Origin of the sequence: Micromonospora sp. WMMA1996 (assembly GCF_002573675.1) — a bacterium.
Lineage (GTDB): Bacteria > Actinomycetota > Actinomycetes > Mycobacteriales > Micromonosporaceae > Micromonospora > Micromonospora sediminicola.
Genome location: NZ_PDHU01000001.1, coordinates 3,413,494 through 3,425,370 on the forward strand (window position 1 = coordinate 3,413,494; position 11,877 = coordinate 3,425,370).

Sequence of the window (11,877 nt, forward strand, 5' to 3'; positions counted from 1 at the left end):
CCGTGGAGGACCACCGCGGGTCCCGGACCCCGCCGAGGAACACCGACGACCCCCACCCCCGCCCCGGACCGTCCGGCCACCGCCGACCAGCCAAGGGAAGGGGCGGATCAGACCAGGTCGGCTTCGCGGAGGAGTTTCCACAGGCCGGCGCCGTCGGGGGCGCTCAGCCACTTCTGGCCCACCGGGCCGGACGAGGAGCGACCCGCGGGCGCGGGCAGGCTGCCGGCCAGCACCGACTGGGTCGGCGACAGCCGCCGGATCGCCACGCCGGCCACGTTGTCCGGGTGGGCGGCGGCGAACTCCCGGTAGATCTCCGGGTCGTGCTGGCCGTCGTCGCCGATGAGCAGCCAGCGCACCTCGGGGAACTCGCGGGCCAGCCGGGCCAGCGTGGCCCGCTTGTGCTCCCGCCCGCTGCGGAACCAGCGGTCGGCCGTCGGCCCCCAGTCGGTGAGCAGCAGCGGGCCGGCCGGGTAGAGGTGGCGGGAGAGGAACCGGGTCAGCGTCGGCGCGACGTTCCAGGCGCCGGTGGAGAGGTAGAAGACCGGCGCGCCGGGGTGGGCGGTGGCCAGGCGCTCGTAGAGCACCGCCATGCCGGGGACCGCGGTGCGGGCGTGCTCGTCGAGGACGAACGTGTTCCACGCGGCGAGCAGCGGTCGGGGCAGCGCAGTCACCATGACCGTGTCGTCGATGTCGGAGAGGATGCCGAACCGGACGTTCGGGTCGAGGATGCGTACCAGCGCCTCCACCGGCTCGGCGTCGGCGACGCTGAGGCGTACGCAGCCCCAGCCGGGGGTGAAGTCGCCCTCGACGACGGTGTCGACGAAGCCGCTGCGGTCGGCGGTCACCTCGTGGCGTACGCCGTTGACCTCGATGGTCACCCGGGCGTGCTTGGCCGGCAGGGTGGCGAAGCTGCGCCAGCCCCGCACCTTGTCCAGCCGGCCCCGCCGGCGGGTGTCCGGGCGGCCGAGCAGCACGCGGCAGAGCACCCGCGCCCAGCCGGGGGCGCCGTAGCCCGCGTACGCGATGATGTTGGGCTGCCACCCGGTGCGCTTCAGCCGGCGTTCCACGAGCCCGTGCAGGGCGTCCTCGATGCGGGCGGCGCGGTGCAGTTGCGGCACGGCCAGCTGGTCCGGTGGTGTGGGTGGCACGTAGCAACACTGCCACAACCGACGGGGGCCGGCCACGCGAGTGATCTACGCCGATCCGCCCCGGGCGCCGGCCGGCAGCGTGCCAGACTGCGTCGTGTCGCAGGTGAAGCGGGACGCGATGGGCCGGCCGGACGCGCCGGCGCTGGTGGCGCTGCTGCTCGGCGCGGTCGGGGTCGGCTACCGGCTGGTGCTGACGGTGCTCACGGTGCCCGCCTCGAACAGCGACGAGGCCACGTTCGGCCTGGCCGCCCTGCACATCGCCGGCGGCCACGAACGGCCGGTCTTCCTCTACGGGCAGCGCTACATGGGCGTGCTGGAGTCGTATCTGGCCGCGCCGCTGGTGGGCTGGGCCGGACCGAGTTGGCCGCTGCTGCGGCTGCCGCTGCTGGCGCTCTACGCGATCTTCCTGTGGCTGGCGTACCGGCTGACCCGCCACCTCTTCTCCCCCTGGCTGGCCGTGGTCGTGGTGGGCCTGCTGGCGCTCGGGTCGGAACGGGTGGTCCGCGACCAGCTCACCGTGGTCGGCGGCCGGCCCGAGGTCAAGCCCGCGGTGCTGGCGTTGCTGCTGATCGCGGTCGCGCTCGGCGAGGACCGGATCCGGCACCGCTGGCTGGCCACCGGCGCGTTCGGGCTGCTGGTCGGGCTGGCGCTCTGGTCGGACTGGCTGATCGCGCCCTACCTGCTGGTGGCGGCCGTGGTGCTGGTGCTGGCGGTCCCCCGCGAGCTGGTCGGCTGGCCGGGCGTGCTGCTGGTGGCGGGTTTCCTGGTCGGCATCGCGCCGGTGATCAAGGACAACGTCGTGGCGCCGCCGGGGCAGGACTCGCTGTCGGTGCTGCGGGAGGTCAGCACGAAGGAGGGCGTGGCGCCGACGATCGTCGAGCGGGTGCGCGGCGGGCTGCTGGAGGGGGTGCCGCTGGCCTCCGGGTTGTGCCCGATGGACGGCTGCGCGCGCTGGGCGCAGTGGTTCGGCGTGCTCTACCCGGTGCTGCTGGTGGCCGCCGCCGCGCTCGGGCTGGTCGCGTACCGCCGGGCCCGAGACCACGCCGCGCGGGTCCGGGCCGCGGCGGTCCTCGCGCTGGTCGTCGGCGCGGCGTTGACCCTGCTGGCGTACGTGCGCAGCCCGCTCGCCGCGACCGACCCGCTGGGCAACGCCCGCTACCTGTCGGTGCTGCAGATCTCGTTGCCGGCCGTGGTCTGGCCGCTCTGGCTGGCCGCCGCGCACGCGCTGCGCGCCACCGCCGGCCGGGTGGCCCGGCTGGGCGGCGTCACGGCCGCCGCGGTGCTGGCCGGGCTGACCGCCGCCGCGGTCGCCGGCACGGTGGCGTTCCTGGCCCACGCCCCCGGGGTACGGGCCGAGGAGATGTCCGCCCGCCGGCTGGCCGACACGGTGCTGCGGTCCGGCCTGCACGAGGTGTACGGCGACTACTGGACCTGCAACCGGCTGATCTTCAACACCGGCGAGGCGGTGGCGTGCGGGGTGCTGGACGGCAACCTGACGCCGGGGCAGAACCGCTACCCGGCGTACTGGCAGCGGGTGGGGCGGGCGGACCGGCCCGGGTACGTGGTGGCGGTCGGCTCGTCGGCGGAACGCGGGCTGCGGCGGCTGCTCGGCGACCGGGCCGACGCGGCGCTGGTGGCCGAGGTCGGCGACAGTCGCGTCTACCACCCGGACCGCGCCGTGCGACCGTGGCGCTGAGCCCGGCCCGTACGCTGTGCCGGTGCTCATCCTGCTCCCCCCGTCCGAGGGCAAGGCCGAGGCCGGCACCGGCCGGCGGCTGGACCTGTCGCGGCTGTCCCTGCCGGAGCTGAACCCGGCCCGGGAGGCGGTGCTGACCGCGCTGGTCGACCTCTGCGGCGGTCCGGACGAGGCGGCGGCCCGGGACGCGCTGGGCCTGAGTGAGGGCCAACGTGGCGAGCTGCGGCGCAACGCCCGGCTGCGGGTGGCGGCCACCGCGCCGGCCGCCCGGCTGTACACCGGGGTGCTCTACGAGGCGCTCGACCTGGCCACGCTGCCCCCGGCGGCGGAGCGGGCCGCCCGCCGGTCGGTGCTGATCAGCTCCGGCCTGTGGGGCGCGGTCCGCCTCGCCGACCGGATCCCGCCGTACCGGTGCCCGATCGGGGCGCGCCTGCCGGGCGTCGGGGCGCTGTCGGCGTACTGGCGGTCCGCGATGGGGCCGGTCATGACGGCGGCCGCGGGCACCGGTCCGGTGCTCGACCTGCGCTCCGGCGCGTACGCGGCCACCTGGACCCCGCGCGGGCCGCTCGCCGAGCGCACGGTGACGGTGCGGGTGCTGCACGAGCGGGTGGTGGACGGGACGCCGACGCGCTCGGTGGTGAGCCACTTCAACAAGGCGACCAAGGGCCGGCTGGTCCGGGACCTGCTCCTCGCCGGCACCCGCCCGCGTACCGCCGACGCGCTGGTGGGCGCGCTGCGCGAGCTGAAGTACACGGTCGAGGAGGGTCCCCGGGCCGCCGGCCGGCCCCGGCAGCTCGACCTCGTCGTCGCCGATCTCTGAGGGCCGGCGTTCGCGCAAATTTTGCTCAAGGCTCGGGCGCAGCGGTTCCCCGACCCGGCGGGGCAGGCCACGGTAGAGGGGCCCCGACGCCGACCAAGGAGCTGTGCCGATGCTCTCCGAGCCCACCACGCTGCTCGACCGGCCCCGCCCGTCGTCGCCGCCACCACCGCTGGACTGGCTGACCCTGGCCGACGCGTTCGAGGTCGCCTGCATGGTGCGGTGCACGCCACCCCCGGCCGCGGACGTCCGCCGGTTCGACGTCGACCCCTACCGGGGCGGGGTCGCGGAGTTCAACCGGGAGGACGCGGCGCAGCGGATGCGGCAGCTGCTGGGCCGCCTCGACGTGCCGGTGGAGCACGAGCTGACCACGGGCGGCCTGCGCCGGCGGTTCGAGCTGCACCGGCTGTCGGTGCCCGTCGAGCACCGGCCGGCGTACGCGGCCGTGCTGGCGGCCGGCTGGCGGCAGGGCCGACGCGAGCTGCTCGGCGGGCCGGCCCCCGGCGCCTCGACGGCACGCCGGATCTGGCGTCCGCGCCTGGCGGCGGCGGCGTGGCGGGCGGCGCTGCTCGCCGGCGGCCGGCACGTACGCCGGCACTGCCTCGGCATCCGGCTGGCCGACCGCGACCTGGCGGCGGTGCTGGTGCGCGGCGCGGCCCTGCTGGAGGTGCCGGCGGCGCTGCGGCCCGGCTCGGGGTGCTTCCTGGTGAGCGTGCCCAACGGCGAGCACCGGGCCCGGATCACCGAGAGCGCCGAACTGGGCTGAGGACAGCGCCCGCGCGGGCGGGCTTGCGCGGCGGCGGGTGCACGGCGCAGAGTGCAGCCCGTGAGCCGACACTGGTCTGTGCGCGGCCGGCGCCGGACCGCGGCCCCGCTGGCCCTGTTGCTGCTGCTCGTCACCGCTGTCGCCGGCTGCCGCGACGAGCCCACCGAGCCGGTGCGGATCCGGATCGCCACCGGCAGCCCGACCGCGGTCTACCACGCGTTCGGCCAGTCGCTGGCCGCCCTGCTCAACCGGGAGCTGCCCGGGGTGCGGGCGGACGTCGTGGTCACCGCGGCCTCCGCGCAGAACGTCCGGCTGGTCGGCTCCGGCGAGGCGGAGCTGGGCTTCACCCAGGCCGACGTGCTGCCGCCCCGCGAGCCGGAGCACCCCCGCGTGCTCGCCGTGGCGCGGGTCTACGACGACCTCCTGCACCTGGTGACCACCGCCGGTGGTCCGGTGCGCACGCTCGCCGACCTGCGCGGCCGGCGGGTGTCGGTGGGCGCCGACGGCTCGGGCACCGAGGTGACCGCCACCCGGCTGCTGGACGTGGCGCAGCTCGACGGCGACCGGGTCCGGCAGGAGCACCTGGGGCTGGACGACTCGGTGACCGCCCTGCGCGAGGGCCGGATCGACGCCTTCTTCTTCTCCGGCGGCCTGCCCGTGCGCGGCGTCGCGGAGCTGGCCCGACAGACCTCCCTGCGGATGGTCGACCTGGGCGACTGGACCGAGCCGCTGCGGCGCGCGTACGGGGAGGTCTACGTGACCCGGGACATCCCCCGCTCGGTCTACCAGGCGGATCCGGTCAGCACGGTGGCGAACCCGAACTACCTGATCGTCAGCGCCGAGCTGCCCACCACGCTGGTGCGTGAGGTGACCCGGCTGCTGATGGAGCGGCGGGAGGAGCTGGCCGCCGCGCACCCGGCCGCCGGGCGGATGAGCCCCCGGTCGGCGATCGTCACCACGCCGTTGCCGCTGCACCCGGGCGCGGCGCAGTGGTACCGCGCGGCCAAGCCCTGACCGGGCTCAGGTGCCGACCGGTTCCTCGGCGCGCCGCGGGGCGGGCGGTTCGACCGCGCCGCCCGGGTCGTCGGGCGGCGCCGGGAACCACAGCTCGGCGACCAGCCCGCGGGGCTCGCCCTGGCGCATGGTGAGCCGGCCGTCGGACGCGTCGACGAGCACCGCGGCGATGGTCAGCCCGAGCCCGGCGCCGTCCACGTTCTGCGCGTCCGGCGCCCGCCAGAACCGCTCCGTGGCCTGGTCCAGCTGGCTGGCCGTCATGCCCGGACCGGTGTCGCGCACGGTCAGCGCCGTCCCGCCGTCGGCCGGTCGGACGGTCACCGTCACCTCTCCCCCGGCGCCGCTGAACTTGACCGCGTTGTCGATCAGGGCGTCGAGTGCCTGGTCGATCGCGGTCGGCACGGTCCGGGCGTACGCCGGCGCCTCGCCCGGGTCGAGGCGGAGGGTGACCGACCGGTGTCGAGCCAGTGGCAGCCAGGCCGCGACCCGGGACGCGGCCGCCGCCGAGGCGTCCACGGTGACCCGCTGGTTCTCCTCCCGTTCGGCCCGGGCCAGGGTGAGCAGCGCGTCGAGGACGGTGGCCAGCCGGTCGGTCTCCTCCAGCGCCAGTTGGTGCTCGGCCCGGCCGTCCGGGTCGGTGAGGCTGGGTCCCAGCTCCTCCACCCGCAGCCGCAACGCGGTCAGCGGGTTGCGCAGCTGGTGGCTGGCGTGCGCGACGAAGGCCCGCTGGCGGTCCATCACGTCGGAGACCGCGTCGGCCATGTGGTTGAAGCTGGCCGCCAGCCGGCGCAGCTCCGGCGGGCCGAGCCGGGGCCGGACCCGGGCGGCGCGGCGGCCCTCGGCGATCTCGTGGGTCACCGAGTCCAGCTCGGTGACCGGGCGCAGCACCCATCCGGCCAGCCCGAACGCGGTGGAGACGCAGGCCAGCACCGCGAGCAGGCCGATGCCGGCGAGCAGCAGCCACCACGCGGTGACGGTGTGGCGCACCGGGTCCGCCGGGGTGGTGGTGACCACGGCGCCGAGCACCTCGCCGCCGTCGTTGATCGGGACCGCCGTCACCAGCGGGCCGTCCACCCAGGGCCAGACCGACTCCGGGCCGCTGAACTGCTGCCCGGACAGGGCCGTGTCGAGCGCCGGGCCGGTGCCCGCACCCAGCTCCCACCGGGGCGAGGCGGCGACGGTACGCCGGTCGCGGTCCACCACCGCCGCGCCGATGCCGTAGAGGTCGTCGTAGGCGGCCAGCTCCCCACCGAGCGGGCCGGGCCCGCCGCCGCGCAGCGCCGGACCGGCCAGCGACGCGAAGCGGGTGGCGTCGGCGAGCCGGTCGGCGCGTACCCGGTCGGTCTCCCGGGAGGCCAGGGTGACCGCCAGCGGGGTCTCCAGCGCGAACAGCACCAGCACCATCAGCAGCAGGTAGCTGATCACCAGCCGGCGGCGCACCGGGGCCTCCTCACGCGCCGCGGAGCCGGTAGCCGACCCCGCGCACGGTCTCCACCAGGGTCGGGTCGCCGAGCTTGCCGCGCAGCGACCCGACGTGCACCTCGACGGTGTGCCGGTCGGCCCAGGTGGTGCCCCAGACGTCGAGCAGGATGCGGTCGCGTGGCACGGCCACCCCGGGCTGCCGGGCCAGGGAGAGCAGGATGTCGAACTCCTTGCGGGTCAACGCCACCGCCCGGCCGGACACGGTGACCGTCCGGCCGCCCACGTCGATGCGGACCTCGCCCGCCTCGATCAGGTTACGCTCCGGGACGGTGTGCGCGGCCCGGCGCAGCACCGCCTCGATCCGGGCCTGCAACTCCACCATCGAGAACGGCTTGACCACGTAGTCGTCGGCGCCCAGCCGCAGGCCGAGCACCCGGTCGCGTTCCTCGCCCCGGGCGGTGACCGCGATGATGCCGAGCTGGCTGCTGCGCCGGCGCAGCTCCCGGCACAGGTCGGTGCCGTCGCCGTCGGGCAGCGTGAGGTCGAGCAGGACCAGGTCGCAGGGGGCGGCGGAGAGCGCGGCGGCGACGGTGGCGGCGTGTTCCACCTGGTAGCCGCGCCGGGTCAGCGCGGACGACAGGGCCGCGGCGACCCGACGGTCGTCCTCGACCAGGAGGATTCGCACCCTGGCCCCCTCTCGTTCGACGCGTCGTCCCGCGAAATGGTGGCAGACGCGCCGCCGGGGCGCGAGGCCGCTCTAGGCTGCGGTCGTGATCTACAAGATTCTCTCCGACGACGAGTGGCGGCAGGCGCGGGCGGCCGGGCGGTTCACCGGCACCGCGCTGGACCGGCAGGACGGCTACCTCCACCTGTCTGCGGCCGACCAGGTGGTGGAGACCGCGCGCCGGCACTTCGCCGGGGTGACCGGCCTGACCCTGCTCGCGGTGGACGAGAGCCGGCTCGGCGAAGGGCTGCGGTGGGAGGTGTCGCGCGGCGGCGCGGCGTTCCCGCACCTGTACGCGGCGCTGCCGGTGGACGCGGTGGTCGCGGCGCACCCGCTGCCGGCGGACCGGCCGGCCGCCGACGTGGTGGCCGAACTGCTCGGCTAGGGGCTCGTTATGCTGCGTCGAACCCGCCCGACGGCGCGACGCAGCGCCCTGCCACGATGCGAGTTGAGATGACTGACAGCAACGACCGGTCCGCCTCCGTCTTCGTCCACCCGACGGCCGACGTGGAGGACGGCGCCCGGGTCGGTGACGGCACCAAGGTCTGGCACCTGGCGCACATCCGGTCGAGCGCCCAGGTCGGCGCCGGCTGCGTGATCGGCCGCAACGTCTACGTCGACGCGGGCGTCACCGTCGGCGACCTTGTGAAGATCCAGAACAACGTCTCGGTCTACCAGGGCGTGACCATCGAGGACGAGGTCTTCGTCGGCCCGTGCGCGGTGTTCACCAACGACTTCCGGCCGCGCGCCCAGAATCCGGACTGGACGATCACGCCGACGCTGGTCCGCCGGGGCGCCTCGATCGGCGCCAACGCGACGCTGGTCTGCGGTATCGAGGTCGGTGAGTACGCGATGATCGCGGCCGGCTCGGTGGTGACCAAGGACGTCAAGCCGTACCAGCTGGTGGCGGGCAACCCGGCCCGGCCGAAGGGCTGGGTCGACGAGAAGGGCGAGGTCGTCTCCCGCGACGTCGACAACCCGCCGCACCAGGGCTGAACGCGCAGCGGGGGCGACGGCCGATCGGTCGTCGCCCCCGCGCGTCGGCGCGTCGGTCAGCCGCAGAGCCGGCCGATCTCGTCCCGGAACCGGTCCATCGGGTTGGACCCGGCCGGGCCGAGCAGATACTCCTTCAGCTCCCGCCGCGCCTCGGCCATCGGGTCGTCCCCGGTCCGGGTCACGGTGAGGATCTTCGGCAGCTCGCCGCAGTCCGCCGAGAGCAGGTACGCCGCCCGGGCGGTGGGGAACTGCCGGCGGAACTCGTCCTCCGGCAGGCCGGCCGGGTTGGCCACCACGTACGGCCGCTCACTCTGCACGAAGTCCGAGACCACACTCGACACGTCGCTGACCAGCAGGTCGGTGGCGTTGAAGCAGTCGAACAGCGCCGGCGTGCGACCGGTGACCACCAGGTGCGCGGTCCCGTCGAGCGAGGTGGGGTCGGTCTGACCGCCGGCGGCCCGGATCCGGGCGACGATCCGCTCGTGGACCGCCCGCGCCTTCGCCGAGCGGGTGCCGGTGAGCGGGTGCGGCTTGTAGACCACCCGCAGGTTCCCGGCGGCCAGCAGCCCGGACACGATCCGCTCCCCCATCAGCACCAGCGAGGTGTGGTAGGGGTCGTCGTCCAGCCAGCCCTCCCAGGTGGGGGCGTAGAGCACGGTGAAGAGATGGTCGGCGGCGCCGGAGCCGAAGGTGTGCACGCCGGCCAGCTGCGGACGGCCGACCTCCACGATGTCGCGGTCCAGCACGCCCACCGCGGCCCGGGCGTACCGTTCCCGGCCGGCCGGACCGGCCACCCACACCTCGTCGTACACCTTGCTGTACGGGTTGACGCTGGCCTGCTTGTCGCTGTCGCCGTGCCCGACGAAGACGTGCTTCACGCCCGGCTCGCGCAGCAGGTGGATGTTGGCCCCGACGTTGGCCGCGTAGAGGGCGACCCGCAGCGAGCCGAGGTCGAGGTTCATGAAGTCGACGCCGGCCGGCACGCAGATCACCGGCAGCCGGGTGTCGGCCAGCTCGCCGAACGCGTCCGCGGCCCGCAGCAGCACCACCGCCCGCCGTCCGGTCGCCTCCACCGGCGCGAGCCACATGTTGGCCTGGTAGACGTCCTTGGCCGGGCCGGCGAAGTAGAGGGCCACCTCGGGCCGCTCCCGGGCCAGCCAGTCGTGCACGGCGGGCAGCACCCCCGGGGCCCGGCCCCGGCCGCGCAGCGCGGTCAGCGCCAGCACCGCGGCAGTGACCAGGCCGGCGAGCAGCGTGACGGTGGCGGTGACCACGACCGGGGCGACCCGGTCGACGGCGGCGGCCACCACGGCGGCCGGCACCAGCAGCACGTTGAGCAGCGGCAGCCGCAGCCCGGCCAGCCAGCGCGCCCAGGCCGGCGGCACCGGCACCCGGCGCAGCGCGCCGAGGTCGATGTTGCGGGTGTAGGCCGGCGGGTCGACCCGCCCGTCGATCACCTTGGTCACCGCCGACGTGGCCACCGCCACGGTCCAGAGCGCGGCCGGCAGCAGCAGCACCGCGACGTCGCCGGCCACCCCGGGACGGACCGCGGCGACCACCAGCAGGACCACCGACAGGTCCCGGACCAGGCGGCGGAAGACCTCGCCGAGGCCGGCCTTGTCGAGCAGCTCGGCGGTCCCGGCGTACCGGGTGGCCAGGGCCGCCTCACCGGCCAGGGCGACCACGGCGGCCACCGCGTACGGGACCACCAGGCCGAGGACCCCGGAGAGGATCATGACCGCGTAGCCGAGAAGCGTCGCGCCGACCGCGGCGAGACCCTGCTGGCTGCGTACTCTGCTGAACAACGACACGCTCCCTGTCTGCCCGCCGGTGTCGAAGGGGCCCGATACCGGACGGCTGCGACCCTAAACGGGCCAAGTGACACAAGTATTGCCGGGGTGTCCGGCAGGTGAACGACGGACGACGGCTTTCACCATCGGTGCGCGCCGGGCCACGACACGCAGCGGGCCCCGGCCGGTCACCGGCCGGGGCCCGCTGCGCGGACGGGATCAGCCGCCGATGACCACCCGGCGGACGCCGGTCCAGCGCGCCGGGTCGGTGACCCGGCGGCCGTCGACCAGCACCGTCACGCCCGGCAGGTCGGCCGGGGCGAGGCTGCGGTACTCGGCGTGGTCGGCCTGGATCACCGCGGCGCCGACCGGCTCGCCGTCGTAGCCGGGCAGGCCGTGCGCGGCCAGTTCCTCGTTGGTGTACATCGGGTCGGAGACGTAGGGGGTCGCACCCCGCCGGCGCAGCGCCTCCACGGTCGGGAAGACGCCGGAGAACGCGGTCTCCTTGACGCCACCCCGGTAGGCGGCGCCGAGCACCAGCACGCCCACCCCGGTCAGGTCGCCGTACGCGGCGGCGAGCAGGTCCACCGCGTAGTCCGGCATGGCGGCGTTGGCCTCGCGCGCCGAGCGGACCACGGTGGCGGCCGGGTCGTTCCACAGGTACATCCGCGGGTAGATCGGGATGCAGTGCCCACCGACCGCGATGCCCGGCGAGTGGATGTGGCTGTACGGCTGGGTGTTGCAGGCCTCGATGACCTTGGTGACGTCCACGCCGACCGTGTCGGCGAAGCGGGCGAACTGGTTCGCCAGGCCGATGTTCACGTCCCGGTAGGTCGTCTCGGCGAGCTTGGCCAGCTCGGACGCCTCGGCCGAGCCCAGGTCCCACACCCCGTTGGGCCGGTCCAGGTCGGCGCGCTCGTCGAAGTCGAGCACCGCCTCGTAGAACCGCACGCCGTGCGCGGCGGACGCCTCGTCGATGCCGCCGACCAGCTTCGGGTAGCGGCGCAGGTCGGCGAAGACCCGGCCGGTGAGCACCCGCTCCGGGCTGAACACCAGGTGGAAGTCGGTGCCCGCGGTGAGGCCGGAGCCCTCGGAGAGCATCGGCGCCCACCGGCTGCGGGTGGTGCCGACCGGCAGGGTGGTCTCGTAGCTGACCAGCGTGCCCGGCTTCAGGCCACGGGCGATGGCCCGGGTGGCGTCGTCCATCCAGCCGAAGTCCGGCACGCCCTCGGCGTCCACGAACAGCGGCACGACCACCACGACCGCCTCCGACTCGGCGACCGCGGCGGCGGTGTCGGTGGTGGCCGACAGCAGCCCGGCGGCCACCGCCTCCTTCAGCTTGACGTCCAGGTCGGCCTCGCCCGGGAAGGGCACGGCACCGTCGTTGACCAGCTGGACGACCCGCTCGGAGACGTCGGCACCGATCACCCGGTGCCCCTTCGAGGCGAACTGCACGGCGAGCGGCAGGCCGATCTTTCCGAGCGCGACGACGCAGATGTTCATG

Annotated in this window: 11 protein-coding genes; 6 read left to right on the forward strand and 5 right to left on the reverse strand. The window is 75.3% G+C overall.

The annotated features are described in order from the left end of the window. Positions 1-107 precede the first annotated feature (107 nt). Positions 108-1,148 (reverse strand): App1 family protein, encoded by a 1,041-nt coding sequence (locus COO58_RS15595; RefSeq protein ID WP_255292634.1) that lies wholly within the window; start codon positions 1,146-1,148, stop codon positions 108-110. 118 nt (positions 1,149-1,266) lie between these two features. On the opposite strand from COO58_RS15595, the gene COO58_RS15600 reads away from it, so the two are divergent. The 4 genes from COO58_RS15600 (at position 1,267) to COO58_RS15615 (ending at position 5,441) form a co-directional block, all read left to right on the forward strand. Next, positions 1,267-2,844 (forward strand): hypothetical protein, encoded by a 1,578-nt coding sequence (locus tag COO58_RS15600; RefSeq protein WP_176558882.1) that lies wholly within the window; start codon positions 1,267-1,269, stop codon positions 2,842-2,844. 16 nt (positions 2,845-2,860) lie between these two features. Beyond that, positions 2,861-3,664, forward strand: coding sequence for a peroxide stress protein YaaA (yaaA, locus tag COO58_RS15605; protein ID WP_098745486.1), 804 nt, complete (start codon positions 2,861-2,863; stop codon positions 3,662-3,664). 109 nt (positions 3,665-3,773) lie between these two features. Further along, on the forward strand, positions 3,774-4,427 hold the full coding sequence (locus tag COO58_RS15610; RefSeq protein ID WP_098746379.1) for a hypothetical protein: 654 nt from the start codon (positions 3,774-3,776) through the stop codon (positions 4,425-4,427). A gap of 60 nt (positions 4,428-4,487) precedes the next feature. Then, a complete protein-coding gene (locus COO58_RS15615; RefSeq protein WP_098745487.1) occupies positions 4,488-5,441 on the forward strand; it encodes a TAXI family TRAP transporter solute-binding subunit in 954 nt (317 codons plus the stop codon). 6 nt (positions 5,442-5,447) lie between these two features. On the opposite strand, the gene COO58_RS15620 is transcribed toward COO58_RS15615, so the two are convergent. After that, the gene (locus tag COO58_RS15620; RefSeq protein WP_098745489.1) at positions 5,448-6,881 is read right to left on the reverse strand and encodes an ATP-binding protein; all 1,434 of its coding nucleotides are present in this window, start codon (positions 6,879-6,881) and stop codon (positions 5,448-5,450) included. 10 nt (positions 6,882-6,891) lie between these two features. Then, on the reverse strand, positions 6,892-7,548 hold the full coding sequence (locus tag COO58_RS15625; RefSeq protein WP_091578563.1) for a response regulator transcription factor: 657 nt from the start codon (positions 7,546-7,548) through the stop codon (positions 6,892-6,894). An 85-nt stretch (positions 7,549-7,633) separates the two neighbouring features. On the opposite strand from COO58_RS15625, the gene COO58_RS15630 reads away from it, so the two are divergent. Together COO58_RS15630 and COO58_RS15635 are read left to right on the forward strand one after the other, a co-directional pair. Then, on the forward strand, positions 7,634-7,972 hold the full coding sequence (locus tag COO58_RS15630; protein ID WP_098745490.1) for a DUF952 domain-containing protein: 339 nt from the start codon (positions 7,634-7,636) through the stop codon (positions 7,970-7,972). Positions 7,973-8,040: 68 nt separating this feature from the next. Next, a complete protein-coding gene (locus COO58_RS15635) occupies positions 8,041-8,583 on the forward strand; it encodes an acyltransferase (RefSeq protein ID WP_098745492.1) in 543 nt (180 codons plus the stop codon). A gap of 56 nt (positions 8,584-8,639) precedes the next feature. Here COO58_RS15635 and COO58_RS15640 read toward each other — a convergent pair whose 3' ends face one another. Continuing rightward, positions 8,640-10,388 (reverse strand): CDP-glycerol glycerophosphotransferase family protein, encoded by a 1,749-nt coding sequence (locus tag COO58_RS15640; RefSeq protein ID WP_098746381.1) that lies wholly within the window; start codon positions 10,386-10,388, stop codon positions 8,640-8,642. Between the two features lie 204 nt (positions 10,389-10,592). Further along, entirely contained in the window at positions 10,593-11,876 is a 1,284-nt protein-coding gene (locus COO58_RS15645) for a nucleotide sugar dehydrogenase (RefSeq protein WP_091578570.1), read from the reverse strand. Position 11,877: the final 1 nt, after the last annotated feature.